We start from the raw sequence: 25,183 nt of genomic DNA, 5'->3' as shown, positions 1-25,183 counted from the left end.
AAATTCGAATTAATAAATATAAAAAAATAACAGTTTAACAATATATTCATTTTTTTATTACATAATTATAAAAGGATTATTGCAAACTTTAAAAAAAAACTCTAATATTAGATTATCTTTGTTTACCGAAAAGGTGATATTATGATAGTTGGAAATATAGTAAAAGAAGTGCTTGCATATAAGAAAGGGCAAATTCAGCAAAAGCTAAGTAGTCCACAAGCATTCGTTAGTAGTCGTTTTCAAGAGAAGTTGCAGAGTGAACCTGCGAAGGAGACCAAGGCTACTACGCAGCCGGCAAAAGTAGAAGATATGAGTCAGCCGGTACAATCTACGAAAATAGAAGCGGTTGTTAATAAACCGGCAGAAACTATTAATAAAGTAGAGGAAGCGAGTAAGCCTGAAGAAAAGGCTGAAACGAAGAAAGCAGATGAAGTGCAAGTTGCGCAAAAAGAGTTTGAACGACGTTTCCCAGAAACGAAAAATGAGGCTGTTGATACGTGGGAATTAACGAAGAAGTATAATATTCAAAAAATACGTTCTTCCAATGAAGGGAAGTATGAGGATATTATTGATCGTGTAAGTCGTACATACGGAATTCCGAAAACGTTAATTCAAAAAATGATTGAAGTAGAGTCTAATTTTAATCCGAAAACGGTGTCACATGCAGGTGCGATGGGTCTTATGCAGCTTATGCCAGCGAATGTGAAGGAGATGGGTGTGAAGAATCCATTTTCACCAGCTGAAAGTATTGAAGGTGGCGTAAAAGAGTTAAGCGGTTATTTAAAGAAAAATAACGGCGACTTAGTATTGGCGCTTGCTTCTTATAATGCTGGTCCTGGGAATGTGAGGAAGTACGGAGGCGTACCGCCATTTAAAGAAACGCAAGGATATATTAAAAAAATATTAAATATCGACGTTTCAAAATAAGAAGTTTCATATATAGAGAGAACATGAAATTTTCGTGAACATGATATGGGAGTTGGCTAGATTTGAAATTACAAGATGATATTCCGTTAACAATTTATTTTGAAATCGGAAATACGAAAAAGAAAATTGAAGATCTGCTTCATATTACGAAAGGTACATTGTATCGTCTTGAAAATTCAACGAAAAATACGGTGCGTCTTATGCTTGAGAATGAAGAGATTGGAACCGGAAAGATTTTGACGAAGAATGGAAAGATGTACGTTGAAATCGTTGAATTGAAAAGGTAGGGAAGGGGATTGTCATGAGTGGCGAAAAATTAAGCCAAGAGCAAATTGATGCCCTGCTGAAGGCGGTAAATGAAGGCGAGGAAATGCCAGCTTTCGCACAAGAAGCAGGAAAGCAAGAGAAATTTCAAGAGTATGATTTTAATAGACCAGAGAAGTTCGGTGTTGAGCATTTACGTAGTTTGCAAGCGATTGCTTCTACGTTTGGGAAACAGACGTCACAGACGTTATCAGCGCGTATGCGTATTCCAATTGAACTAGAGCCTTCAACGGTTGAGCAAGTTCCATTTACGAGTGAGTATGTGGAGAAAATGCCGAAAGATTATTATTTATATTGTGTAATTGATCTCGGTTTACCAGAGCTTGGAGAAATTGTTATTGAGATTGATTTAGCATTCGTTATTTATATTCATGAATGTTGGCTTGGCGGAGATAGTAAGCGTAACTTTACGATGCGTAGACCGTTAACAGCATTTGAGTTTTTAACGCTTGATAATATATTCTTGCTTCTTTGTAAAAATTTAGAGCAATCATTTGAAAGTGTTGTTGCGATTGAACCGAAATTTGTAACGACGGAAACAGATCCGAATGCATTAAAGATTACGACAGCGAGCGATATTATTTCATTACTTAATGTAAATATGAAAACAGATTTTTGGAATACGACGGTGCGTATCGGAATTCCGTTCTTATCTGTTGAAGAAATTATGGATAAGTTAACGTCTGAAAATATTGTCGAACATTCTTCGGACAAACGTAGGAAGTATACGTCTGAAGTGGAAGTGAAAGTAAATCAAGTGTACAAACCTGTTCACGTTGCAATTGGTGAGCAGAAAATGACAATGAGTGAGATTGAACAAATTGAAGAAGGCGATATTATTCCGCTTCATACGAAAGTTTCGGATGAATTACTTGGTTATGTAGATGGAAAGCATAAATTTAATTGTTTTATTGGAAAAGACGGAACGCGTAAGGCGCTCCTATTTAAAAGTTTTGTAGAGTAGGAGGATCCATATGAAGCATGAAGTATCTCCTGTGTCATTAATGGGATTAGAAGATTTTGCAGGAAAGCGAAATGAAGCAGGCAAAGCACATATTGATACTGTTTCAGATATTTCGATTGAACTTGGTGTAAAGCTTGGAAAGTCATCTATTACGCTTGGTGATGTAAAGCAGTTAAAAGTTGGGGATGTTCTTGAAGTAGAGAAAAACTTAGGACATAAAGTAGATGTGTATTTAAGTAATATGAAAGTCGGCATCGGTGAAGCAATCGTAATGGACGAGAAATTCGGTATTATCATTTCTGAAATTGAAGCTGACAAGAAACAAGCGGCGCTTATGAAAGCGCAAAGTCAAATGCAAGATAAAGAGTAGAGGAGGAGTCATATGTCGTATATGACGACCTTATTTCAAGTCGTTTTACTGTTTGGTGCGCTCGGTTACGGTGCATATTATATGACAAAAAAGACGCGCAAACAGCAGTTTTTTAAGCAGGGTGAAAATGGCCATATTCAGGTAAAAGACGGCGTGTATTTAAATCATCAAACGAGTGCCTTTTTATTTGAAGTGGACGGAAAGCAAGTGTTCACTGTTATTAGTAATAACGGTGTGCAGTCTGTGCAATTAACCGGAACAGGAAATCAGTTTCAACAAGCACTAGAAGACGCGGTGAAGACTGAAACGAAAAAAGTAGAGGATCCATCATGAGAATAAAGAAACAGTTATCATTATTAGCCGTTATTTTCGTATTTTCTATCGTTTTTTCAATTATTTTTGTAAATCCAGCGTATGCGGCCCCGAACGGTTTTATTAATTTCGAAAATGGAAAAGAGTTTACGAGTAATTCAAGTGTACAACTATTTGCGCTCGTTACCCTTTTATCATTATCTTCTTCTATCGTTCTATTATTTACACATTTTACTTATTTTATGATCGTTCTTGGGATTACACGTCAAGGACTTGGGGTAATGAATTTACCACCAAACCAAGTGCTTGTTGGACTTGCATTATTTTTATCACTCTTTACGATGCAGCCTGTACTCGGGCAACTGAAGAGCGATGTGTGGGATCCGATGACGAAAGAGAAAATAACAGTAAGCCAAGCTGCGGAAACGACAGCTCCTATTATGAAAGAATATATGTCAAAGCATACGTATAAGCATGATTTGAAAATGATGCTGAAAGTACGCGGAGAAGAGTTGCCGAAAGATTTGAAAGATCTTTCCTTATTTACACTCGTACCATCCTTTACGTTAACGCAAATTCAAAAAGGTTTACTAACAGGGATGTTCATTTATTTAGCGTTTGTATTTATAGATTTGATTATTAGTACACTTTTAATGTACCTCGGGATGATGATGGTACCGCCGATGATTTTAAGTTTACCGTTTAAAATACTCGTTTTCGTATATTTAGGTGGATATACAAAAATCGTCGATATTATGTTTAAGACGGTCGCCTGAAGCGCTTGATGCTATGTGATAGGAGTCATATAAATGAATACGTCACCAATTATAGATATTTTCCAAACCTTTTTTTATAAAGGGGTTATGATTTTAATGCCGATTGCCGTTGTAAGTCTGATTGTCGTTATTATTATCGCGGTTATTATGGCAATGATGCAAATTCAAGAGCAAACGCTGACGTTTTTACCGAAAATGGCGAGTATTGTGCTCGTTATTATCATTTTAGGTCCGTGGATGTTCCAAGAGTTAACGATGCTTATTTTAGATTTATTTGATAAAATCCCATCGCTATTGCGTTCGTACTAAGATAGGTGAACTGAAATGAATATGGAATTATGGGCGGCAACGTTTTTTGCGTTTTGTCGCATTACTTCATTTTTATATTTTTTACCGTTTTTCTCAGGCCGATCCATTCCAGCAATGGCGAAGGTTACAGTTGGACTTGCTCTATCAATTACAGTGGCCGATCAAGTGGATGTCTCTCACATCAAGACAGTTTGGGACGTTGCAGCTTATGCAGCAACGCAAATTGTAATTGGATTATCACTTTCAAAAATTGTAGAAATGCTGTGGAACATTCCGAAAATGGCAGGGCATATTTTAGACTTTGATATTGGTTTATCACAAGCAAGTTTGTTTGATGTAAATGCAGGGTCACAGTCCACTTTGCTATCAACAATTTTTGATATATTTTTTCTTATTATTTTTATTTCACTTGGCGGCATTAACTATTTCGTTGCCACTATTTTAAAGTCGTTTCAATATACAGAGGCGATTTCAAAATTGTTGACGACTAGTTTTTTAGATAGTCTACTCGCAACGTTATTATTTGCGATCACATCAGCGGTTGAAATTGCTCTGCCGCTTATGGGAAGTTTATTCATCATTAACTTTGTTTTAATTTTAATCGCAAAAAACGCTCCGCAATTAAACGTTTTTATGAATGCATACGTAATTAAAATTACATGTGGGATTTTGTTTATTGCGATGAGTGTACCGATGCTCGGTTATGTGTTTAAAAATATGACGGATGTATTACTTGAAGAGTATACGAAACTATTTAACTTTTTCTTAACGAAGTAGGGGGACGCGCATGGCAAAGGATAATAAAACAGAAAAGGCCACCCCGCAGAAGCGTAAAAAATCGCGTGAAGAAGGGAATATTGCCCGGAGTAAAGATTTAAATAATTTATTTTCCATTCTCGTATTAGCAGTTGTCGTTTACTTTTTCGGAGATTGGCTAGGTTATGAGATTGCAAATTCCGTAGCGGTGCTGTTTGATCAAATTGGAAAAAATACAGATTCAACCGAGTATTTTTATTTAATGGGGATTTTATTACTGAAAGTATCGGCTCCGATATTAATACTCGTATATGCTTTTCATTTATTCAATTATATGATTCAGGTCGGCTTCCTATTTTCTTCTAAAGTCATTAAACCGAAAGCGTCACGTATTAATCCGAAAAACTATTTTACGAGATTGTTTAGTCGTAAAAGTTTAGTAGATATTTTGAAATCACTGTTTTATATGGGATTAATCGGTTACGTTTCGTATGTTCTCTTTAAAAAGAATTTAGAGAAGATTGTTAGTATGATTGGATTTAACTGGACAGCGTCACTTACTGAAATTATTAGCCAAATTAAATTTATCTTTTTAGCCATTTTAATTATTTTAATCATTCTTTCTATTATTGATTTCATTTATCAAAAATGGGAGTACGAACAAGATATTAAGATGAAAAAAGAAGAAGTAAAAAGGGAGCATAAAGATAATGAAGGGGACCCGCAAGTAAAAGGGAAACGAAAAAACTTTATGCATGCGATCTTGCAAGGAACAATTGCGAAGAAGATGGATGGCGCAACGTTTATTGTAAACAACCCGACCCATATTTCAGTTGTACTCAGGTACAATAAACACGTTGATGCGGCACCAATTGTCGTTGCAAAAGGGGAAGATGAGCTCGCATTATATATACGAACACTTGCCCGTGAACAAGAAATACCAATGGTGGAAAACCGTCCACTTGCTCGTTCTTTATATTATCAAGTCGAGGAAGATGAGACGATTCCAGAAGATTTATACGTAGCTGTAATTGAAGTTATGCGCTATTTAATTCAGACGAATGAACTTGAAGTATAATAGCGCGTTTGGAGGAGATCTCTTTGTTTAAGATAGATTCTGCAAGAACCTATTTTTCTATCTTTTTAGCAGCGTCATTCGTAGTGGCGCTCTTAATTCCACTTCCACCATTTATACTTGATATCATTATCGTTTTTCTACTAAGTATGTCAGTACTTATTTATATGCGAGCGACAAGTATTAACGAGTGGGATGAATTAAAGTCATTTCCGACGATGTTGTTATTAATCGGGATTTTCCGCGTATCGATTAACGTTTCGACGACGCGAGCGATTTTGACAGACGGAAATGCCGGTCATGTTATTGAAGAGTTCGGCCAGTTCGTAATTGGCGGAAACTTATTAATTGGTATCGTTATTTTTACAGTATTAATCATATTCCAGTTTATCGTTGCAAACGGTGCATCTCGTACAGCTGAAGTAGCAGCTCGTTTTACACTTGATTCTTTACCAGGGAAACAAATGTCTATCGATGCTGATTTAAACCAGCGTATTATTTCAGAAAAAGATGCACAGGCAAAACGTAAAAAATTAAATATGGAAACAGAGTTTTACGGAGCGATGGATGGTGCCGGGAAGTTCATTAAAGGGGACGTTATTTTCGGGATTGTCATTTTATTCGTAAACATTATTTTCGGTTTAATTGTCGGAATGATGCAGCAAGGAATGAGCTTTGCAGATGCAGCTCTTCATTATACACAGTTAACTGTCGGTGACGGAATCGTAAACCAAATCGGTTCGTTAATGCTTGCAATTTCAACAGGTATTATCGTAACGCGTGTATTTGACGGCTCACCGGATACAGTAACAGAAGGTATCTTTAAAGAGTTATTAGCACATGAAGTCGTTGTATATGCACTTGGTGGTTTATTTATTGCAATGGGTATTTTTACTCCGCTACCGTTTTTACCATTCGCACTCGTTGGTGGAACGATTATCTTCTTAGGCATTCGTAATAAAAATCGAATAAAGAAAGAAAAAGAAGACGAGCTTCAAAAAGAATTAGAAATGATTCAAGGTGAAGATGAGCAACTGCAACAAGTGGAAGATTCATTCGGAGTATTTACGGATAAATATCCGATTATTGTAGAACTCGGTTTAGATTTAGCAGCACTTGTAAAGCAGAAAATTAACGGGGAAACAGCTCGTGATAAAGTTGTTCTTATGCGGAAGTCGATTATTACTGACCTCGGTATTAACGTTCCTGGAATTAACTTTAAAGATAATACGAGCTTTAGACCACGTGGTCGTTACATTATTCGTATTAAAGGTGCGAAGGCGGCTGAAGGTGTTTTAAAATCAGGTTATTTATTAGCACTAAAAACACCGAACGTAATGGCTGATTTAGATGCAGAACCAGCGAAAGATCCAATTTTCGGCGAAGATGGATATTGGATTTTAGAGCATATGGTGCAAGATGCACAAATGAAAGGCTATCAAGTGTTAGAGCCACTTAGCATATTAATTACACATTTAGATGTTGTCGTTCGACGTAATCTTCATGAATTAATTCAGCGTCAACATGTAAAAGACTTAATTAACTCGCTTGAAAATGATAATGGCGTTCTATTAGAAGAGATTAAGAAGAAAGAAATTGATTTATCACTCGTTCAAAATGTTATTAAACAACTTCTAAAAGAAGGTATTTCTATTCGTGATTTACCAACAATTATTGAAGGTATTATTGACGGAAAAGAAGTGTATCAAAACCACGTTGACGGTGTGACATCATTTGTTCGTGAATGTATTTCAAAAGTTATTTGTGAAAATGCGAAAAATCCGGACGGAAAAATATATGCAGCGCTCTTCTCTGATTCAATTGAGTTAGATGCGGATGTTGTGAATAATTCATATCAAGGTTACTTATTAAACTGGGATTTAGATTTAGAAACACGTGTCGTTGAGCAAGTGCAACGCGTCTTTAAGCAAGCACGTTTAATGGGAAGAGAACCAGTGTTATTAACACGTAGAAAAGATTTTAGATTTGCGATTGTAAGACTGCTAGAACGTTATCAAGTGGAAGCACAAGTACTTTGTATTAGCGAATTAGCACCAGAAATTGTTGTGGATCAAATTGCCTATATTGAATAGTAGGGGGTGAAGTAATGGAAAGTACAGAAAAGAAAGAAGCGTTAATGCGAATAAAAGCAGCTTCGAAAAATGAATTGTATCGAAAGTTATTTGACCAATATGGTACAGATTATTATTACGTTGTCGATGAAAGTGTAAAACGAAATATACCATTTTTCTGGAAAAAGGATTATGAAATGTTAGTTGCTTTTCCAGAAGAAAAACAGGAAGAAGTGAATGAAGGTACAGCTCAATTTCATGAACAGTTAATGGATGTTGTGAATGATCCTTCAGAACAAATTGTGAAGGCGAATGGAATTCAATCAGTACTGCACAATTTAGAAAACGTAACGACTTCTATGTCATACGCGGCAATGCAAACAGGAAATAGTGAAGAATGGGCAAGAAAAAAAGAAAAACTATTAAAGCTGTTTGAAAAAGGAATTGTCGTGGTGAAACAGACGAAAGAAACGGAAGTACCGAAAAAGAAAAAAGTTGTGAAACAAGTCGTTCCGGTAAAGAAAGAAGAAGTAGTTCCAAAGAAAGAAAATCAAGAATCTGTACCGTTTATTATTCAAAAAGTAATTCGGATGCTAGAACAAAACGATGTAGAACAATATTTCATTTATGCATATGCTGAAAAGTTAAAAATAAAGTTTGAAAATGCAACGATGATTACAGAAGAAGAAGTTATCAGGTACATATTGGAAGATATGAAATCTCATTTTAATACGGAAAACGTCTTTGAAAAAGAAGTACAAACAATCGCATTAATCGGTCCAACTGGTGTTGGTAAAACGACGACGCTTGCGAAAATGGCATGGCAATTTCACGGTAAGAACAAAACAGTTGGTTTTATAACGACAGATCATTCGCGCATAGGGACAGTGCAGCAATTGCAAGATAACGTAAAGACAATTGGATCGGAAGTAATTGCTGTGCGTGATGAAGCTGCCATGACAAGAGCGCTTACGTATTTTAAAGAAGAAGCACGCGTCGATTATATTTTAATTGATACAGCCGGAAAAAATTATCGTACGACAGAAACAGTGGAAGAAATGATTGAAACGATGGGACAAGTAGAACCAGATTATATTTGTTTAACGTTATCAGCTTCGATGAAAAGTAAAGATATGATTGAAATCATTACAAACTTTAAAGATATTCATATAGATGGTATTGTGTTTACAAAATTTGATGAAACAGCAAGTAGTGGTGAATTGTTGAAAATTCCGGCAGTATCATCAGCTCCTATCGTATTAATGACAGATGGCCAAGACATAAGGAAAAATATACATATCGCTACAGCTGAACATTTAGCGAAACAAATGTTACAAACATCGTAGAAAAGAGGTGAAGAATAAGGCGCTTGCCTTATTCAAACGAATATGAACGGTCTTTATATAGGTTCTATGGGTATGATGAACTACATGCAGCGAATTAATGTTCATTCGAATAACGTTGCAAATGCTCAAACGACAGGATTTAAAGCAGAAAATATGACGTCTAAAGTATTTGATGTACAAGACACATATCGCCGCGGAGATGGGGCGGTAACAAATATCGGTTCGGTCGATTATGCTGTAGTACCAGCCGCAACACACGTGAATTTAGTACAAGGAAACATACAAATGACAAATAGTGCTACAGATTTCTTTTTAGATGACGGCGCGGCCGGCACAACATCATTTTTCGTTACTTCTAAAAATGATGAAACGTTTTTAACGAGAGATGGTAGTTTCACATTAAATAGTGATCGTTATTTACAAACATCTTCAGGTGCTTATGTTATGGATGTCAATAATGAGCGTATTCGTATTCCTGAAAATGTTGAGTTCTTCGTATCTAATAATGGAGAAATTTATAGAGAAGTTAACGACGGAACTTTGCAAGACCCAGATATTAAGAGAATAGTAATTGCACAGTTACAAACAAAAACAGTAGATGCAGAAACGAATGCTCGACTCGTGCAACGTGAAAATAAAAGCTTTACACTAGCAGAAGGAAACATTGCTAATTTACCGAACGGAACAGGAATAGTAAAAAATCATATGCTAGAAAATTCAAATGTAGATATGACGAAAGAGATGGCCGATCTTATGACGGATCAAAAAATGATTTCGGCGTCACAGCGCGTTATGACTTCATTTGATAAAATTTATGAAAAAGAAGCGAATGAAATATTGAGATAGTGGACTCCTAATAAAGGAGTCTTTTATTAATTTTAAATTTCAGAATTATCAATTGACTTTACGGAGCTTCTTTTTTATATTAGTAGGTATAACTATAACTACTAAAGAGGTGAGAGTATGACAACGGCATTATATTTAGAAGATGCATACAAAACGAGTTGCGAAACAGAAGTGATAAGAGTAGAAGGGAATAAAGTATTTGTAAAGGAAACAATTTTTTATCCAACTGGTGGAGGACAGGAATGTGATACGGGTGTCATTGTACAAGATGGGTCTGTATTTGAAGTTGAAAAAGTAAAGAGGGGGCAGGGAGAAATAGTTCACTATATAAAAGATGAAGCTCAAGTAAAATTAGGTCCAGTTAAATTAGAGATGAATTGGGAAAGACGTCATAATTTAATGCGTCATCACTCGTTACTGCATCTTATCGGAGCTGTTGTTTATGAAAAGTATGGAGCACTATGCACCGGAAACCAAATTTATCCTGATAAAGCACGTATCGATTTTAATGAGTTACAAGAGTTATCGAGCGTGGAAGTAGAAGAAATTGTTGAGGAAGTGAATAAACTTATTGAGCAAAATAAAGAAATTTCCACTCGCTATATGAGCCGCGAAGAAGCAGAAAATGCTGTAGGAATGATTAAAACAGCAATAAATCTCCTGCCAACTACTATCCAAGAAATCCGCATTGTTACAATTGAAAATTTAGACGAACAAGCTTGTGGAGGCACACATGTGAAAAATACGAGTGAAATAGGAACACTTGTTATTGATAAAGTAAAAAGTAAAGGGAAGCAAAATCGTCGTTTTGAAGTAAGGGCGATTTAGATTGTGAGGGGTTACCGATGGATGAAATTATAAAGGAATTACAAAAGTTAGGATTTTCCCAGTATGAATGTAAAGCGTATATTGGATTATTAAAACACTCCCCAGTAACAGGCTATGAAGTGAGTAAACAAACAGGAGTACCTCGTTCTATGATTTACGAGGTACTCGGTAAGTTAATGGATAAAGGAGCGGTGCATATTGTACCTTCTGAACCAGTTAAATATGTACCAGTACCAGCTACCGAATTAATGAATCGAATGCGAAAAGACTTTGAAAAGTCCTTTGAATTTTTAGATGAGAAACTAAATTGTTTAGAACAAGAGCGACAAATAGATGTAATTTCGCATATTCGCTCAAATGATCGTGTTTTAAAAGAAATATGCAATATAATTAATAGGGCAAAGGAAGAATTATGGATTTCTGTATGGGAAGATCAAGTGCATGAAATTGAGCCATACATTCATCAAAAGGAAGAGGAAGGCGTACATATATTTTCAATCTTATTTGGAGCTCCAGAAACAAAAATAGGAGCGACGTTTCATCATAATTATATGACGCCCCACGTTGTTGAAAAGAGAATGGGTGGTCATTTAACTGTTATTGCTCGTGATGGAGAGGAAGTATTAATTGCGAACTTCTCAAATGATAGCACTTCATGGGCCGTTACAACGTATGACCCAGCGCTAGTTCTCGTTGCGACAGAGTATGTACGGCACGATATTATGGTTGAAGAAATCACAAAGGAATTTGGAGCTGATAAGTTAGATACGTTATGGCGTGAAAATATAGATTTAGTTCATGTCGTAACAGGAAAACGAACTTTAGAAGGAATGGAGGATGATAGAGATGAGTAAAGCTCAGGCACATGTAGCTTTGCAGAGCGATGATACATTTCAGCAAGGAGTAAAAGATTGTTTACCAACTGTATTTGGTTATTTGAGCATCGGTATAGCAGCTGGTGTAATTGCAAAAACAGCAGGTTTTTCTATCATTGAAATTGCATTTATGTCCACTTTAATTTATGCAGGTTCTGCCCAATTTATATTAGCTGGTATGTATGCAGCCGGTGCTCCTGCTTCCGCAATTATTTTTACTGTATTTTTTGTTAATTTACGCCATTTATTAATGAGTGCTGCCCTCGCACCGTACTTTACGAAACTACCTCTATTAAAAAACGTCATTATCGGTTCTCAAATTACAGATGAAACTTTCGGCGTTGCAGTGCAGCATGCAGCGCAAAAAGGATATTTAGGTGAAAGATGGATGATTGGGCTTAACGTAACAGCGTATTTAAATTGGATACTTGCTACCATTATTGGTGGGCTATTTGGTGAGTGGATACCAGATCCACATACATACGGGATGGATTATGCATTACCAGCGATGTTTATCGGGTTATTTGTACTTCAGCTCATAAGTAGTAAACCAAAGATAGCAATTCATTTAAGTGTTGCAATTGTAGCGATTATTATCGCATACGTTTCACACCTATTTATGCCAGATAGTATAGCGGTTATTATCGCAACATTACTAGCTGCGACGATTGGAGTGGTGATTGAAAAATGGAAATGAGATTAGACGTATTATTACTTTTACTAGCAGCAGGAGCTGTTACACTCGTGCCACGTATTTTACCTCTACTCGTATTTAGCAAACTACAAATTCCTGAATGGGGTTTAAAATGGTTAAATTACATACCAATTGCAATATTAGCAGCGCTTTTAGCACAAGTTTTATTTATGCATGAGACGATGCAGTGGGATTACCTTATCGCAGCAATTCCAACATTTCTTGTAGCGATATATACTCGTAGTTTATTAGGTACAGTATTAACGGGAGTGGTTGTGATTATTTTGTTACGTTTCTTTTTCTAAAAAGGATTACGCTCATATAATAGCGAAAAGTGTAATAACATGAAAAATATAGGGGTGGTGTTATGATACTTTTAACGATAGGAGCAATTTTGTTAACGCTGTTTATTTTCTTTATTATCGGTTTCGTTACGTTTATGATGTTTGTTGATAAGGCGACACCTCAAATATATTATACACCTTGTGAATCAGTGACAGTGAAAACTAAAGGTAAACATAGAAGGAAGAAAAGTTGAAAGTTGGCTTTTCTTCCTTCTTCTATTACATCCCCGAAATAACTAACAACAATAACCAAAATAGAAAACTAATAAAGGAAAGAAAACCAATACATATCGAGAACACACGATTATTTCTCCATTCGTGCCAAAAAGCGATAAATCCTAAAATACAAAGGAAAAACCAAAGGGGCAGGAATATGAACTCGCTAACTTTCTCGGGGAGTAACGAATAAAAAGTTGTTACATATAAGATCCAATTAGTAAAAAATAAAATGCAAATGATAATAGATTGTAAGTAGGGGCGGTTGAAAAATCTCCCTTTTTTTACGGTTTTAAAAATGATAGTTAGCGCTGAGATAAAGGCAATGAGTATGAAAACAAGTAAGAGTAATGTCAGCGTCATTTTGAGTCTCCTTTATAAGATTGTTTTTATCACGCATGGGCAGTAAGACCCACACCTCAAAACTCAACGTAAGGAAAGAGATTAGGTGGGGGATGAACACCCCCCCACTGATTGAAGTTTCACTTTACAAGAAATGAATCTATTAAATTGTATGCTTGTTTTGTAGAGTGCCTGTTATATTTTTCAGTGTACGGATTTAGAAATCCATGTTCACCGTGTAGTTGTTTTATTTCTAATAAAGGATTTTTTTGTTGCTGCAATGTTTGAATTAAAGAGGATACTGAAAAACTAGCTTCTTTTTCAGGGAATATAAGTAGTGTAGCGCATGTAGGCTTTATGTGAACATAGTCACGTATACGAGAACCGTAACATCCGATAATAAAATTTATTTTCGGATTGTTACTACATAGCCATGAGATGGTAGCTCCAACACTAAAGCCGATAAGTCCAATATGTGTATAACTACTAGAAAGATGAGAAATGAATTCTTCAATTTGCTTTTTTCCATAATCAAATCCAATATGATTTACAAAATGTTCATATGCTTTTTCTTCATCACGATAATGAAATGCATGTTGCGATTGTAGAAGATTAGGACAGAATACGTCTATATGAGATGAAGTAAAGTGGTTGGTAACGTGATGCATATGGTCGTTCACACCATATATTTCATGAACAGCAATGAGAGCTACTTTTTTCTTCATAGTTATAAAGTACCTCTATGAAACTTAAATTCTTTCTCAACAAGGCAGATACGCAGGTGAAAGTTTTCATACCATTGCTCACGACCTCTTTTTTTCGCTTCTTTATGTAAGGTGTTCTTCTTCCAATTTTCAATTGCATCAAGTGATTCCCAATAGGAAATTGTTATTCCGAGTCCAGAATTACCTCGTGCACTTTCTACACTTAAAAATCCAGGTTGTTGCTTTGCAAGTTTCTCCATTTTGTCGGCAACTGTACTATAATCTGCTGTATTATTAGATAAATTGGAAGTGAATATAACTGCATAATAAGAATTGTTTTTTTCTAAATTAGATGCCATTATTTTTCCTCCTTAATGTATAGTGTGAATAATTAATCCATAGTTTGTATTTTAGCAGGTCACCAAAAGAAAAGAAGTAGAAAATTCTTATTTTTTTCAGCTCATGTAAAATAAAAGATTGAAGAAATTTATAATAAGTAATCTGAAAGAAGAAAAATGCCACTTCAAAAGAGAAGTGGCATTTCTTATATTTCCTCTAAGCTATTAACTGGAACAGTTAATTCGCGTCCTGGGTTTTTTACTTCATATATGCGGGCGGTTTCATTGCTTTCATCGACGTGTTGAATCATAACAGGCATGCCTTGAAAACTGACATTGGCTTGTTCCGCTGACACAGAAAGCTCTATTGCACGTTGTATATTCATTTATATTCCTCCCATCATTATTATCTTTGCTAAAAAAGAGGAATAATATACCATTTAGAGACATTCTTAAAGTTTTTGTATTATTTGTAATGTTTCTTTAATAAATGAAGAAAAGATGGAATCAGGATAACCATCTATCGTTTGAACTGCTTCTTTTGCTTCTTTCAGAGCAGCTGGTTTATCTTGAAGTTTTATATGACACAGGGCACGATAAGACCCGGCTGTTAATACCCACGATTGATCAAGTGGATGAGTCATATAATCTGGTATGGTAGCGTGTTTTAATACTGCCAAAGCTTCCTTATAACGTTTTAAGCCATACAAAGATTTTCCTTTTTCAAGATAATATAATCCATCGTCTTGAAAGATTGGTTCATCTTTTAGTTTTTCTCGGAATTGTTCTAGATGTTCTAATGCGATTGTATATTCATTAGTAATTGTGTTGTAGTAGTAAGCTTTTAAAATATCAATAATCGCAATGGATAGAATATCTTCTGTAAAAATGGCAAATTGCTCCGATTTTTTTATGTAATATAAATACTGTTCTTTATCAGCTGTAATGACTTTTTGGTAAGATAAAATGCGATAAAATTCATCTGTTTTATAATACACTTGATGTTTTTTTGAAAATGCAAGTGCATCTAAAATGACTTTTTCACATTTTTTATAATTGCCGTATGCGAGTAAAATAATGGCTTCTTTTAAGTATAGTTGTATATGTGTAATAAGATCCATTTCTAAATTCTTCGTTTTATATTCATCGCGAATTCTGCTAATCAACTGTAAACATTCTTTATATTTTTTCCGTTTGTAGAGCATATAGTAAAACAGTAGTTTCATTTCAGTACTTTCACGATACAAAGTATATTTTTCAAATATAGAAACAGCTGTTTCAACGTAATATTCAATATTATAATCGTTCATAATGGCCGCTCCAGTTATGAACTGTTTATATAAACGTGCTGTGTTTAAAGTAAGGGGTAGTTCTTTTTGAACGATAGGTAGTAAAGTCTTGTATACTTCATCGCATTTATTTGATTTTATTAATGGCTCCATTTTTTGAATGAGTTCCACAATTTCTTCTTCATCTTCTTCTAATAAAAAGCTCGTTTCACATTCAAGTTTTTCCGCAATATATTGTAATGTTTTCATAGAAGGTGTAGCTTTTCCATTTTCAATTTGACTAAGCATACTTTTTGTCAGTTCCGAACCTGCCAGTGCTGTTTGCGTAAGCTTTTTATCTTTTCGTAATGCTTTAATTTTTTCACCGAGAGTTGCCATATTATTGCTCCTTTATATTTAAAAAGTTTAATTGTATTTAACTTATTGTTGTAAAAATTGGAAAGTTGATTATATAATAAGTTTAACACAATTTAACTTTTAAGGGGAGAGAGTCAAAAATGGGAGATATAAGTATAGGAAAACATGATTCAAGAATGAAGATTGCAACTAGAAATATCATTTTAATGATGATTGGAAAAATGACGTCTTTATTAGGCGCAGGTATTTATACGTTCGCAATGGGGTTATATGTATTAAAGACTACTGGTTCAGGGATGGGTTTTGCAATTACGCTCGTTTGCGGATCACTTCCAAGGATGATCTGTGGCCCAATTGCTGGTGCTGTAGCAGACCGTGTGAATCGAAAATGGCTTGTTATTGGTACTGATTTATTAAGTAGTTTAACGATGCTTAGTATGTTTATTCTTGCTACTATATTTGGGCCATCACTTCTTTTTATTTATATTTCAGCAGCATTATTATCAATTTGTGCAAGTTTTTATTCTGTTGCATTAACTTCGTCTATTCCGAGTTTAGTAGATGAAGGACGTATTCAAAAAGCGAGTGCTTTAAATCAAACGGCGGCTTCTTTATCAAATATTTTAGGACCGATTATTGGCGGAGTTGTATATGGTTTCTTTTCAATTAAATCGTTTTTCCTATTAAATAGCATTACGTTCTTTTTAGCGGTTATTTTGCAATTATTTATCGTATTTGATTTATATAAAAAAGAAGTGGCTGAAAGTACAGAGCATTTCTTGACGAGTATAAAAGAAGGTTTTTTATATGTAAAAAGACAACGTGAAATATATGGTTTAATGAAAATAGCATTGTGGGTAAACTTTTTTGCGTGTGGTCTAACAGTTGCACTTCCGTACATTATCGTCCATACATTGCATTTATCTTCAAAGCAACTCGGTACTGTAGAGGGAATGTTAGCAGTCGGGATGCTAATGGGAGCGATTGCTTTATCAGTGCGTAAAGAAGTGAATAATCCGTTTCGTTCTATTTATACTGGACTGTTTTTGTTTGCAGGTTTAAGTTTATGTACAGTCTTTCCGTTGTTAGTTATCATTCCAAAAGTAGCAAGTTTTATTTACTATATTGCTTTTATGATGTTAACTGGTATAGCAATTATGATTGTAAACATTCCAATGCAAGTACATATGCAAAAAACGACAGATCCGAGCTACCTAGGGCGTGTGTTTGGCCTACTTGAAACAATTGCGACTGCCATCGCACCACTTGGTATGATTGTATATGGACTACTATTAGATATGTTGCCAACTAGCATTGTTATGATGACAATAGGCGGAGGGTTATTGTTAGTTGTATTAGTTGGAGTAAAGCAACATATGGCGAAAAAACAAGTAGATGTGTCCGCTTAAAAATAAGAAAATAATAAAAATTTGACTTATCATTATAAAAATGACTAAATTAGTATTTTAGTTTTTGAAACTCTTTTTCATGTATGTTAAAGTAAAGTGAGCTTGCAAAGAAAAGGAGACAACAGCATGAAAAAATTAAGTTTTGTTATGCTTTTTCTATTAGTCGTAATGGCTGGATGTAGCAATTATGACACATATATTGAAACAGGTATGCAATCATTGAAAGATGAAAAGTATAGTGATGCAACAATGTGGTTCGAAAAAGCAGAAAAAGAGAAATCAGGAAATGAAGCGAAATCATATAAAGAAGTTGCTGAGAAAATGGATCACGGAGCAACAGCATTAAAAGATGGTAAGTATTTAGAAGCGAAAGACATTGCAAATGAAGTGTTACAAAAGAAAAAAGATGCTGAACTTGAAAAAGCTGTAACATCAAATGCAGAGAATATGCTTCAAAAAGCAAAAGATGTGGAAGAGAAAGTAAATGAAAGAGTGGCAAAGCGTAGAAAGGTAGAAGAAGAAGGAATCGATAAAATTATTAAAGCTGTCGATAGTATAGATGAAGTGAAAGAAAAAGAGAAGAAAGTATCAGAAGCATTAGATAAGGCTGAAGAGGCGCAAGCAAAAATTGAGGCAAAGAAAAATAAATAGATTTATAGTTTGAAAGGCTGTCGTGCATAACGACAGCCTTTTAATTTTTTGTTGCAAATGAAGTGATGCTCTGTAGTAAAAAAGAAATGATTTTAGAATTCCATCTGTCCTCATGATGAATCGTATAAATGTTACGCTGAAATTCAAATTCAGGGATTGGTATATAGCATAGCTCATTTCGTTGTATTTCTTGCTCGATAGCAAGTTTAGAAATAAAGGCAATTCCATTACCATATTTTAAAATTTGTTTCATCGTTTCTAATGAGTCTAATTCAATTTCAGATTGGAATGTAATGTTGTGCGCCAACGTCCATTGTGTAAGTAAATCTCTCGTTGTAGATGGATTACGATGCAATAGTATGCGTTCCTTTTCGATATTTTGTAACGATACATTGTCTTTCTTTGAAAAATGATGTTCTTTGGAAAAGGCAAGAACAAGTGTATCGGGCATTATATTCGTTTGTTTTAAAAGTGCTTCATCAAATGGAGCAGCGGAAATTATCCCAAGATCGATTTCGTGATTTTGTAGCATCATTCGAATTTCAGGGGCTGTTTTCACTAGTAGCGTTATTTTTATATTGGGAAATTCACATTGAAATTGATGAACGACTTCTGGCAAAAGATAAGTCGCTGGTACATAACTAGCGCCGATTGTTATAGCACCTTTATGAAAATCTTTAAACTCTTGCGTGACACGTCTAGCTTCTTTCATAAGTGCATCTATTTTACAAGCATAATGGTGCAAAGCCTCACCAGCCTCTGTTAAGAAATACCTTCCAGAACGTAATTCGAATAGAGATACACCGAGTTCTTCTTCTAAGCTTTTTATATGAAATGTAATAGTTGGTTGTTTAACGCCAAGTTTTTCTGCAACGATTGTAAGCTTTTTGTATTTCTTAATAAGTACTACAATTTCTAATTTTAAGAGATTCATTATGAATTGCCGCCTTTTTTATTTTAACTATAGAAAAAATCTATAGAAATAAATAGTTTATTAGAAGTTTTTTAATTTAATCTTTACAGTACATTAACATTCAGTATAAATCTTCCATATAGAATGAAAGCAGGTTAAGAATGAGGGGAGAGAGGTGAAGCAATGGATATTACAATTAGTGGATTAGAAAAGGCATTTGGAAAAATACAGGCGTTAAAGACGTTGCAGATTGTAATGAAACAAGGGGAATTCACTACACTTTTAGGACCTTCGGGGTGTGGAAAAACGACTTTACTTAGAATGATAGCAGGGCTTGAAGAACCGGATAAGGGAGAAATATATTTTGGAGACCAGTGCATGTATTCTGCAGCAAAAAAGATAAAGACATCTCCTCATGAACGGAATATCGGTATGGTATTTCAAGATTTTGCCTTATGGCCGCACATGACTGTTTTTGAAAATGTTGCATTTGGTTTAAGAGCTACAAAGCAAACGAATCAATTGCGAGAAAAAGTAGAAGATGCGATAAAGCGAGTTCGCCTGCAAGGTATGGAGAAAAGGTATCCACACGAACTTTCTGGTGGACAGCAACAACGTGTCGCATTCGCTAGAGCAATTGTAACAAAACCTCATTTTATTTTGTTTGATGAACCGCTAAGTGCACTCGATGCAATTTTGCGAGAAGAAATGAGAATAGAGCTTATGGATATCGTTCATTCCATTGGTTTAACTGCACTGTATGTCACTCACGACCAAACAGAAGCAATGTCAATGTCAGACCAAATTATTGTCATGAAACAAGGAGAAGTATTACAAAAAGGAACACCGGAAGATATTTATGTGAAACCGTCTCATGAATTTGTTGCCAAATTTGTTGGTAAGGCGAATTGGCTTGTAGAGGGTAAAAAAATGGTTCGTCCAGAGCATATGAGCTGGACGAAAAATGAAGTGTGCGAAATGTATACAGGTGAAATTAAGCACGTTACATATGTAGGAGAACGGTATGAAATAAAAGTAAACATGGGGGCACTCGGAATATGGACAGCTTATCACAATAGTAAATTAAGCATCGGTAAACCAGTATCGTTATATGTGCCAAAAAAATGTATTCATCATATAGGGGGAGAATCATATGAAGAAATTCAGTTCGCTTAAGTCTTTATTTGTATGTACTTTATTATTTTCGGCTGTAGTAACAGGGTGTAGTTCAAAGACAGGCAATGCAGATGCAAAAAGTAAAAATACGACTGAAAAGAAAATTGTTGTATATAGTGCAGGGCCAAAAGGGTTAGCAGAAAAAATTCAAAAAGACTTTGAAAAGAAAACTGGTATAAAGGTGGAAATGTTTCAAGGGACAACTGGTAAAATTTTAGCGAGAATGGAAGCTGAAAAGAAAAATCCAGTCGTTGATGTAGTCGTACTTGCATCATTACCAGCGATGGAAGGATTAAAGAAAGAGGGTCAAACGTTAGCTTATAAAGAAGCGAAACAAGCTGATAAGCTGCGTTCTGAATGGTCAGATGATAAAGGACATTATTTCGGGTATAGTGCTTCAGCATTAGGGATTGTGTACAATACAAAAAATGTGAAGACAGCGCCTGAAGATTGGAGCGATATAACGAAAGGGGAATGGAAAGGAAAAGTGAATCTTCCAGATCCAGCACTTTCAGGTTCAGCTTTAGACTTTGTAACTGGATATGTGAAAAAGAATGGAAAAGATGGATGGAATTTATTTGAACAACTTAAGAAAAATGAAGTTACAGTAGCAGGAGCAAATCAGGAAGCGTTAGACCCAGTTGTAACAGGTGCGAAAGATATGGTAATTGCGGGTGTTGATTATATGACGTACAGCGCAAAAGCAAAGGGTGAACCTGTTGATATCGTATATCCAAAAAGCGGAACAGTTATTAGTCCACGCGCAGCGGGGATTATGAAGGATAGTAAAAATGTAGAAGGCGCAAAAGAGTTTATTGATTATTTATTATCCGATGATGTACAAAAACAAGTTTCTAAAGCGTATTTATTGCCTGGTAGAACAGATATAAAAGCTGAAAATAGACCAAATGTAGAAGAGATTCGAGTATTAAATATTGATTGGAAAACAGTTGAGAAAGAGCAAGATGAAATAGGAAAACAATTTAAGAAAGTATTTCAATAAGATGGTGATTCCATGGTAAATCGATTCGTATCAGTAAGACAAGTTGGAATGACGGTAGCGTTATTGCTTGTGGCGATGTTAATCGTCATTCCCCTTTTTCTTATTTTATTTTCTAGTATATATGAAAATAGCAGTTGGAACTTTTTAAAGCCTTTTGAAGTGATGCAGAGTGGTGGATTAGCTGGGATTTTTCTGAATTCGCTGCTTCTAGGTGTACTCGTTGTAATAGGAGCTACAATATTTGCATTTCCATTGGCGTTTATTATGAGCAAAACAGATGTAGGAAAGTATAGTAAGTTAGATATTGTTTTTATGATTCCATTTATGACACCGCCGTATATTGGATCAATGGGCTGGATTTTGTTCATGCAACCTAACGGCTATTTCGAACAATTTTTTCCGATGCTAAAGACAGTTTCATCATCGTTTTTTAGTTTAGGAGGTATGGTCTTAATTATGAGTCTGCATTTATTCCCATTCCTTTATTTCATGCTGAAAAACACGTTACTTCAGATTGGGAGTAGTAAAGAAGAAGCTGCAGCAGTTCATGGCGGAAGTTTTTTCTATCGTTTAAGAAAAATAATATTGCCGTTATTAGTATCAAGTTATGTAATGGGTGCTTTACTCATTTTCGTAAAGACGATTGCTGAATTTGGAACACCGGCTACATTCGGACGTAGAATAGGATTCCACGTGTTAACATCAGAAATCCATAAATTTATTTCGAGTTGGCCAATTGATTTTAGTAGTGCAACAGCATTATCTTCTTTATTACTTAGTGCTTGTATGCTTATTTGGTATATGCAAAATGTATTGAATCGAAAGTATTCATATGCAATGGTTAGTGGAAAAGGTGTGAAATCTAAAAGATATACTTTGTCTATATTTACGCGCGTTGTAGCATGGATGTATGTAATTGGTTTATTAATAGTATCAATTGGAATTCCATACTTTTCTATACTTATTGCTTCTTTGTCAAAATTAAGAGGCGGCGGTTTACATGTAAATAACTTTACAACAAGCCATTATGAGGCATTGTTTACAATAGGATCTCCGGGATTAGAGGCTTTATGGAATAGTTTTCTTTTTTCACTCGTAACAGCGATTATCGCGGTAATGATTGGAGTCTTTTTGGCACTTATGATTCGAAAGGGGAAAAAAACCTCTGAAAAATGGCTTGATATGTGCGGTATGTTACCGAATATGGTACCAGGAATCGTTATGGTTGTAGGTCTTATTCTATTTTGGAATTCACCATATATGCCCCTGTCAATTTACAATACACCAATCATGGTTATCGTAACGTATGTTGTTCTGTTTTTACCTTACACGGTGCAATATGTAAAATCATCACTCGGACAAATTGATGATTCTCTCATGCAGGCAGGAAGTGTTTTTTCTGGAAATTATATTTATATTTTTAGAAAAATAATATTGCCTCTTATTATCCCGGGTATTCTTGCTGGATGGGCGATGACATTTACAATTTCGATAAGAGAGTTAGTAGCATCGCTTCTCGTATTACCTCCATCAGTAGAAACGTCAGCAACGTTTATTTTTGCTCAATTTGAACAGGGTGAAGTATCTATAGGCATGGCGATGGCCGTTGTTTCTGTTGGACTTACAACAATGTGCTTATTACTGCTGCAACATATGGAGCAAAAACGAAAAGGGGTAGCATGATGAGAGTGGAAGTGTGGGGAGGAGCAGGAGAATACGGTCGCTCCTGCTATTTTGTAAAAAATAAAGAGACGAAAATAGTATTTGATTGTGGTATTAATCGATCTTATGAGGATAGTTATCCAAAAATAGAGAGAGAAGCTGTTCCATTTTTAGATGCGGTATTTTTATCACATATTCATGAAGATCATACGATGGGTTTACCTTTATTAGCGAAGTATGGCTATAAGAAAAAAATTTGGACGACTCGTTATACGAAGGAGCAACTGCCGTTATATTATGAAAAATGGAGAAACTATAATGTGATGCAAGGGTGGGATTTACCTTATAGCGACCAACACATAAAAGATTTAAATTATGTATGTATTGATGAGATTAGCAATCCAAATGAATGGGTACAAATTACTCCTACATTGCGGTTTCAATGGGGATATAGTGGGCATGTATTGGGAGCTGTTTGGTTTTTAGTTGATATGTGTAATACATACGTATTTTATTCAGGCGACTATTCAGCAGAGTCTAATATACTACGAGCTAATTTACCTGAGAAATTGGGCCACAATATAAAAGTCGCAATTGTGGATGCCGCTTATCACACAGATGATGTTTCGCAAAATGAAAGATTAGACGATCTATGTGCAGAAATTGAACGAGTTATGCAAAATAAAGGAATAGCATTATTACCGCTGCCACAACTTGGTAGGGCGCAAGATATAGTATTGTATTTATATGAACGATATAAAGAATTTCCGCTTATAGTAGATAAAGAAATCTTGGCTGGATTTGAAGAGATGTTCGTATATAAAGAGTGGATAAAAAATAATGAAGAATTTAAATGGATTATGGAGAGTTTAAAAAGAAACATAATAGTGATGGATAATGACATTAGTATGCAAAATAGTTACGGAATAGTTGTAATGAGTGATGCGAATATGCAAACGAAACGAGCACAGTTATGCTATGAACAGCTTCGGAATGAAAAGCGGAATGCCGTTATTTTTACTGGGCACATTGCGAAAGGGAGTTTTGCAGAAAGAGTTATGAAAGAACATGTAAGGAGTACATGTAGGGTGAAGCGAGTTCCGTATAAAGTTCACCAAAGTATAAGAGACGTTAAAGAGATGTTAAATACATTATTACCAGAACATACGGTGCTAGTACACGCTTTGAAAGAGGATACAGATCGATTACAACAAAAGCTAAGTACAGCAGGATATGAAAATGTATATTCACTTGCAATGGAACGTATAGAAGTCATTTAAAATACAAAGGGGATAGGTATATGAAAAAAGTATTTGTATTCGTAAGCATTTTCTTTTGTTGTTTCCTTTATAACGTTAAGGAAGGGTTTACTGCTAGTCCAATGAAACCTAGTTTTGAAGTGAAGTTATTATTAAAGCCAGAACAAGTATTAGGTTATAACAAAGAGATGAAGCAAGAGGTGCTAGAACATTTCCAGGCTGGTACAAAATATGAAAGAATACAAGTGCAATTTTTAGATACTGCAAATAAAAGTTTAAGTGATGAAGGTTGGTTTGCTAGAATTCGAAAGAAAGAATTTAGTAAAGATTTTGAACTAACATATAAAAAAAGATATCCTATTCAAAATGGTGTAATTCAAGATGCACTAGAAGTAGCTAAAAAAGAAGGATTCGATAGTAATACGGATAGTTATGAGGCGGAAATAGATTGGGGATTTGAGAAGAAAACATTAAGCATTTCAAATAAGAAAAGTTACAGTGCTAAAGGATATGGGATACTTGATTTACCAAATGAACAAGCTGCTCAAAACATGTTAATAGAAAAATTACCAGGGAAAATGAACAAATGGTTGTATACAAATTGGGGAGAAGAGATGTTAAAGAATTCCCGTATTTACGGTCCTGTATTAATGAAGCGATATACAGGAGAGTTTGAAAACATAAAAGCAAATATTGAAATTTGGCCATTAAGTAATACTGGGAAATTAGAAGATGACTTCGTAATAGAAGTGTCATTTAAAACAAATGAAGAAAGTATTGCGACAAAACAAAGGGAATTATTAATGGCGAGTTTAGAGAAAAAAGGCTGGTTGTTACCGAAAGATAGTTTGAAGACAGAGCTTATTTTTCAGTAAATAGTAAAAAGGAATCCATATGCCATGGATTCCTTTTTATATATGAGTATTAAGCTAAATCATGTACAGAGATAATAAAGTTGTTTAATTTACAATAAAGTCATTTAAAAAATAATATAGTTGTTTAAAAATCCTTCTTCTACTAACGAGGCAGGTTAGTGGAAGAAATAG

General features: G+C 35.0%; 29 protein-coding genes and 1 pseudogene. 24 read left to right on the top strand and 6 right to left on the bottom strand.

Annotated features, from left to right (window positions below; genetic code table 11):
• Window positions 1–141: 141 nt before the first annotated feature.
• The 17 genes and pseudogenes from MRP26_RS03680 to MRP26_RS03600 all read left to right on the top strand — a co-directional run.
• Window positions 142–906, top strand: a pseudogene (locus MRP26_RS03680) (lytic transglycosylase domain-containing protein); the annotation flags it as partial.
• Window positions 907–989: 83 nt separating this feature from the next.
• Entirely contained in the window at window positions 990–1,214 is a 225-nt protein-coding gene (locus MRP26_RS03675) for a flagellar motor switch protein FliN (protein WP_000775712.1), read from the top strand.
• Window positions 1,215–1,228: 14 nt separating this feature from the next.
• Complete coding sequence (gene fliM, locus MRP26_RS03670; protein ID WP_000012361.1) at window positions 1,229–2,215, top strand: flagellar motor switch protein FliM; 987 nt, start codon at window positions 1,229–1,231, stop codon at window positions 2,213–2,215.
• 10 nt (window positions 2,216–2,225) lie between these two features.
• The gene (gene fliN, locus MRP26_RS03665; protein WP_000680010.1) at window positions 2,226–2,585 is read left to right on the top strand and encodes a flagellar motor switch protein FliN; all 360 of its coding nucleotides are present in this window, start codon (window positions 2,226–2,228) and stop codon (window positions 2,583–2,585) included.
• A 12-nt stretch (window positions 2,586–2,597) separates the two neighbouring features.
• Window positions 2,598–2,918 carry a hypothetical protein gene (locus MRP26_RS03660; RefSeq protein WP_000121178.1) on the top strand — a complete coding sequence of 107 codons (321 nt, stop codon included), beginning with the start codon at window positions 2,598–2,600 and terminating at the stop codon, window positions 2,916–2,918.
• A complete protein-coding gene (locus MRP26_RS03655) occupies window positions 2,915–3,673 on the top strand; it encodes a flagellar type III secretion system pore protein FliP (protein WP_001220582.1) in 759 nt (252 codons plus the stop codon). Before MRP26_RS03660 ends, MRP26_RS03655 begins: the two co-directional genes overlap by 4 nt.
• Window positions 3,674–3,706: 33 nt before the next feature.
• Window positions 3,707–3,982 carry a flagellar biosynthetic protein FliQ gene (locus MRP26_RS03650; protein WP_001098080.1) on the top strand — a complete coding sequence of 92 codons (276 nt, stop codon included), beginning with the start codon at window positions 3,707–3,709 and terminating at the stop codon, window positions 3,980–3,982.
• Window positions 3,983–3,997: 15 nt separating this feature from the next.
• Entirely contained in the window at window positions 3,998–4,759 is a 762-nt protein-coding gene (locus MRP26_RS03645; protein ID WP_001055717.1) for a flagellar biosynthetic protein FliR, read from the top strand.
• A 10-nt stretch (window positions 4,760–4,769) separates the two neighbouring features.
• A complete protein-coding gene (gene flhB / locus MRP26_RS03640; RefSeq protein ID WP_001040120.1) occupies window positions 4,770–5,816 on the top strand; it encodes a flagellar type III secretion system protein FlhB in 1,047 nt (348 codons plus the stop codon).
• A 23-nt stretch (window positions 5,817–5,839) separates the two neighbouring features.
• Window positions 5,840–7,906 carry a flagellar biosynthesis protein FlhA gene (gene flhA / locus MRP26_RS03635; RefSeq protein ID WP_061660307.1) on the top strand — a complete coding sequence of 689 codons (2,067 nt, stop codon included), beginning with the start codon at window positions 5,840–5,842 and terminating at the stop codon, window positions 7,904–7,906.
• A gap of 14 nt (window positions 7,907–7,920) precedes the next feature.
• Window positions 7,921–9,231: a flagellar biosynthesis GTPase FlhF gene (flhF, locus tag MRP26_RS03630; protein WP_071730842.1), complete on the top strand. Its 1,311-nt coding sequence runs from the start codon at window positions 7,921–7,923 to the stop codon at window positions 9,229–9,231.
• Window positions 9,232–9,273: 42 nt separating this feature from the next.
• On the top strand, window positions 9,274–10,077 hold the full coding sequence (locus MRP26_RS03625) for a flagellar basal-body rod protein FlgG (RefSeq protein ID WP_197241892.1): 804 nt from the start codon (window positions 9,274–9,276) through the stop codon (window positions 10,075–10,077).
• Window positions 10,078–10,194: 117 nt separating this feature from the next.
• A complete protein-coding gene (locus tag MRP26_RS03620; protein WP_197241890.1) occupies window positions 10,195–10,905 on the top strand; it encodes an alanyl-tRNA editing protein in 711 nt (236 codons plus the stop codon).
• A gap of 17 nt (window positions 10,906–10,922) precedes the next feature.
• Window positions 10,923–11,759, top strand: a complete 837-nt coding sequence (locus tag MRP26_RS03615; RefSeq protein ID WP_016513054.1) for a TrmB family transcriptional regulator — start codon at window positions 10,923–10,925, stop codon at window positions 11,757–11,759.
• Window positions 11,752–12,477: an AzlC family ABC transporter permease gene (locus MRP26_RS03610; RefSeq protein WP_197241889.1), complete on the top strand. Its 726-nt coding sequence runs from the start codon at window positions 11,752–11,754 to the stop codon at window positions 12,475–12,477. Before MRP26_RS03615 ends, MRP26_RS03610 begins: the two co-directional genes overlap by 8 nt.
• Window positions 12,468–12,779, top strand: a complete 312-nt coding sequence (locus MRP26_RS03605; RefSeq protein WP_000425954.1) for an AzlD domain-containing protein — start codon at window positions 12,468–12,470, stop codon at window positions 12,777–12,779. The genes MRP26_RS03610 and MRP26_RS03605 overlap by 10 nt, the downstream gene beginning before the upstream one ends.
• A 62-nt stretch (window positions 12,780–12,841) precedes the next feature.
• Entirely contained in the window at window positions 12,842–13,012 is a 171-nt protein-coding gene (locus tag MRP26_RS03600; RefSeq protein ID WP_000602244.1) for a DUF3951 domain-containing protein, read from the top strand.
• 25 nt (window positions 13,013–13,037) lie between these two features.
• Here the strand turns inward: MRP26_RS03600 and MRP26_RS03595 are convergent, their stop codons facing one another.
• The 5 genes from MRP26_RS03595 to MRP26_RS03575 all read right to left on the bottom strand — a co-directional run bounded on the left by MRP26_RS03595 (window position 13,038) and on the right by MRP26_RS03575 (window position 16,085).
• The gene (locus MRP26_RS03595) at window positions 13,038–13,397 is read right to left on the bottom strand and encodes a hypothetical protein (protein ID WP_197241888.1); all 360 of its coding nucleotides are present in this window, start codon (window positions 13,395–13,397) and stop codon (window positions 13,038–13,040) included.
• A gap of 119 nt (window positions 13,398–13,516) precedes the next feature.
• Window positions 13,517–14,101 carry a dienelactone hydrolase family protein gene (locus MRP26_RS03590; protein WP_197241887.1) on the bottom strand — a complete coding sequence of 195 codons (585 nt, stop codon included), beginning with the start codon at window positions 14,099–14,101 and terminating at the stop codon, window positions 13,517–13,519.
• Between the two features lie 2 nt (window positions 14,102–14,103).
• The gene (locus tag MRP26_RS03585) at window positions 14,104–14,439 is read right to left on the bottom strand and encodes an antibiotic biosynthesis monooxygenase family protein (protein WP_197241886.1); all 336 of its coding nucleotides are present in this window, start codon (window positions 14,437–14,439) and stop codon (window positions 14,104–14,106) included.
• A 185-nt stretch (window positions 14,440–14,624) separates the two neighbouring features.
• On the bottom strand, window positions 14,625–14,804 hold the full coding sequence (locus tag MRP26_RS03580; protein ID WP_001025734.1) for an H-type small acid-soluble spore protein: 180 nt from the start codon (window positions 14,802–14,804) through the stop codon (window positions 14,625–14,627).
• 66 nt (window positions 14,805–14,870) lie between these two features.
• On the bottom strand, window positions 14,871–16,085 hold the full coding sequence (locus MRP26_RS03575; protein WP_242805985.1) for a helix-turn-helix domain-containing protein: 1,215 nt from the start codon (window positions 16,083–16,085) through the stop codon (window positions 14,871–14,873).
• Window positions 16,086–16,204: 119 nt separating this feature from the next.
• On the opposite strand from MRP26_RS03575, the gene MRP26_RS03570 reads away from it, so the two are divergent.
• On the top strand, window positions 16,205–17,473 hold the full coding sequence (locus MRP26_RS03570) for an MFS transporter (RefSeq protein ID WP_023521619.1): 1,269 nt from the start codon (window positions 16,205–16,207) through the stop codon (window positions 17,471–17,473).
• A 126-nt stretch (window positions 17,474–17,599) separates the two neighbouring features.
• A complete protein-coding gene (locus MRP26_RS03565; RefSeq protein ID WP_000736436.1) occupies window positions 17,600–18,124 on the top strand; it encodes a DUF4398 domain-containing protein in 525 nt (174 codons plus the stop codon).
• Window positions 18,125–18,164: 40 nt separating this feature from the next.
• Here MRP26_RS03565 and MRP26_RS03560 read toward each other — a convergent pair whose 3' ends face one another.
• Entirely contained in the window at window positions 18,165–19,058 is an 894-nt protein-coding gene (locus MRP26_RS03560; RefSeq protein ID WP_088022584.1) for a LysR family transcriptional regulator, read from the bottom strand.
• A gap of 162 nt (window positions 19,059–19,220) precedes the next feature.
• Here MRP26_RS03560 and MRP26_RS03555 point away from each other — a divergent pair, with 162 nt between their 5' ends.
• The 5 genes from MRP26_RS03555 to MRP26_RS03535 are packed head-to-tail and all read left to right on the top strand — an operon-like array spanning window position 19,221 to window position 25,012.
• Window positions 19,221–20,213 carry an ABC transporter ATP-binding protein gene (locus MRP26_RS03555; protein ID WP_089170754.1) on the top strand — a complete coding sequence of 331 codons (993 nt, stop codon included), beginning with the start codon at window positions 19,221–19,223 and terminating at the stop codon, window positions 20,211–20,213.
• The gene (locus MRP26_RS03550; protein ID WP_089170755.1) at window positions 20,191–21,216 is read left to right on the top strand and encodes an ABC transporter substrate-binding protein; all 1,026 of its coding nucleotides are present in this window, start codon (window positions 20,191–20,193) and stop codon (window positions 21,214–21,216) included. The genes MRP26_RS03555 and MRP26_RS03550 overlap by 23 nt, the downstream gene beginning before the upstream one ends.
• A gap of 12 nt (window positions 21,217–21,228) precedes the next feature.
• On the top strand, window positions 21,229–22,899 hold the full coding sequence (locus tag MRP26_RS03545) for an ABC transporter permease (RefSeq protein WP_197241884.1): 1,671 nt from the start codon (window positions 21,229–21,231) through the stop codon (window positions 22,897–22,899).
• Window positions 22,896–24,158: an MBL fold metallo-hydrolase gene (locus MRP26_RS03540; RefSeq protein ID WP_197241882.1), complete on the top strand. Its 1,263-nt coding sequence runs from the start codon at window positions 22,896–22,898 to the stop codon at window positions 24,156–24,158. The genes MRP26_RS03545 and MRP26_RS03540 overlap by 4 nt, the downstream gene beginning before the upstream one ends.
• 20 nt (window positions 24,159–24,178) lie before the next feature.
• On the top strand, window positions 24,179–25,012 hold the full coding sequence (locus MRP26_RS03535) for a hypothetical protein (RefSeq protein WP_000755327.1): 834 nt from the start codon (window positions 24,179–24,181) through the stop codon (window positions 25,010–25,012).
• Window positions 25,013–25,183 lie beyond the last annotated feature (171 nt).

It is taken from the genome of Bacillus sp. CCB-MMP212 (assembly GCF_022748145.1).
Taxonomy (GTDB): Bacteria; Bacillota; Bacilli; order Bacillales; family Bacillaceae_G; genus Bacillus_A; species Bacillus_A cereus.
The sequence above is the reverse complement of the archived record's forward strand: the minus strand, read 5'-3'. Positions and strand labels throughout refer to the sequence as shown.

Excerpts from the sequence above, each read along its gene's own strand:
- fliM (WP_000012361.1), top strand. The coding sequence starts at position 1,229 with ATGAGTGGCGAAAAATTAAGCCAAGAGCAAATTGATGCCCTGCTGAAG.
- fliN (WP_000680010.1), top strand. The coding sequence starts at position 2,226 with ATGAAGCATGAAGTATCTCCTGTGTCATTAATGGGATTAGAAGATTTT.
- MRP26_RS03660 (WP_000121178.1), top strand. The coding sequence starts at position 2,598 with ATGTCGTATATGACGACCTTATTTCAAGTCGTTTTACTGTTTGGTGCG.
- MRP26_RS03655 (WP_001220582.1), top strand. The coding sequence starts at position 2,915 with ATGAGAATAAAGAAACAGTTATCATTATTAGCCGTTATTTTCGTATTT.
- MRP26_RS03650 (WP_001098080.1), top strand. The coding sequence starts at position 3,707 with ATGAATACGTCACCAATTATAGATATTTTCCAAACCTTTTTTTATAAA.
- MRP26_RS03645 (WP_001055717.1), top strand. The coding sequence starts at position 3,998 with ATGAATATGGAATTATGGGCGGCAACGTTTTTTGCGTTTTGTCGCATT.
- flhB (WP_001040120.1), top strand. The coding sequence starts at position 4,770 with ATGGCAAAGGATAATAAAACAGAAAAGGCCACCCCGCAGAAGCGTAAA.
- flhF (WP_071730842.1), top strand. The coding sequence starts at position 7,921 with ATGGAAAGTACAGAAAAGAAAGAAGCGTTAATGCGAATAAAAGCAGCT.
- MRP26_RS03625 (WP_197241892.1), top strand. The coding sequence starts at position 9,274 with ATGAACGGTCTTTATATAGGTTCTATGGGTATGATGAACTACATGCAG.
- MRP26_RS03620 (WP_197241890.1), top strand. The coding sequence starts at position 10,195 with ATGACAACGGCATTATATTTAGAAGATGCATACAAAACGAGTTGCGAA.
- MRP26_RS03615 (WP_016513054.1), top strand. The coding sequence starts at position 10,923 with ATGGATGAAATTATAAAGGAATTACAAAAGTTAGGATTTTCCCAGTAT.
- MRP26_RS03610 (WP_197241889.1), top strand. The coding sequence starts at position 11,752 with ATGAGTAAAGCTCAGGCACATGTAGCTTTGCAGAGCGATGATACATTT.
- MRP26_RS03605 (WP_000425954.1), top strand. The coding sequence starts at position 12,468 with ATGGAAATGAGATTAGACGTATTATTACTTTTACTAGCAGCAGGAGCT.
- MRP26_RS03600 (WP_000602244.1), top strand. The coding sequence starts at position 12,842 with ATGATACTTTTAACGATAGGAGCAATTTTGTTAACGCTGTTTATTTTC.
- MRP26_RS03595 (WP_197241888.1), bottom strand. The coding sequence starts at position 13,397 with ATGACGCTGACATTACTCTTACTTGTTTTCATACTCATTGCCTTTATC.
- MRP26_RS03590 (WP_197241887.1), bottom strand. The coding sequence starts at position 14,101 with ATGAAGAAAAAAGTAGCTCTCATTGCTGTTCATGAAATATATGGTGTG.
- MRP26_RS03585 (WP_197241886.1), bottom strand. The coding sequence starts at position 14,439 with ATGGCATCTAATTTAGAAAAAAACAATTCTTATTATGCAGTTATATTC.
- MRP26_RS03580 (WP_001025734.1), bottom strand. The coding sequence starts at position 14,804 with ATGAATATACAACGTGCAATAGAGCTTTCTGTGTCAGCGGAACAAGCC.
- MRP26_RS03575 (WP_242805985.1), bottom strand. The coding sequence starts at position 16,085 with ATGGCAACTCTCGGTGAAAAAATTAAAGCATTACGAAAAGATAAAAAG.
- MRP26_RS03570 (WP_023521619.1), top strand. The coding sequence starts at position 16,205 with ATGGGAGATATAAGTATAGGAAAACATGATTCAAGAATGAAGATTGCA.
- MRP26_RS03565 (WP_000736436.1), top strand. The coding sequence starts at position 17,600 with ATGAAAAAATTAAGTTTTGTTATGCTTTTTCTATTAGTCGTAATGGCT.
- MRP26_RS03560 (WP_088022584.1), bottom strand. The coding sequence starts at position 19,058 with ATGAATCTCTTAAAATTAGAAATTGTAGTACTTATTAAGAAATACAAA.
- MRP26_RS03555 (WP_089170754.1), top strand. The coding sequence starts at position 19,221 with ATGGATATTACAATTAGTGGATTAGAAAAGGCATTTGGAAAAATACAG.
- MRP26_RS03550 (WP_089170755.1), top strand. The coding sequence starts at position 20,191 with ATGAAGAAATTCAGTTCGCTTAAGTCTTTATTTGTATGTACTTTATTA.
- MRP26_RS03545 (WP_197241884.1), top strand. The coding sequence starts at position 21,229 with ATGGTAAATCGATTCGTATCAGTAAGACAAGTTGGAATGACGGTAGCG.
- MRP26_RS03540 (WP_197241882.1), top strand. The coding sequence starts at position 22,896 with ATGATGAGAGTGGAAGTGTGGGGAGGAGCAGGAGAATACGGTCGCTCC.
- MRP26_RS03535 (WP_000755327.1), top strand. The coding sequence starts at position 24,179 with ATGAAAAAAGTATTTGTATTCGTAAGCATTTTCTTTTGTTGTTTCCTT.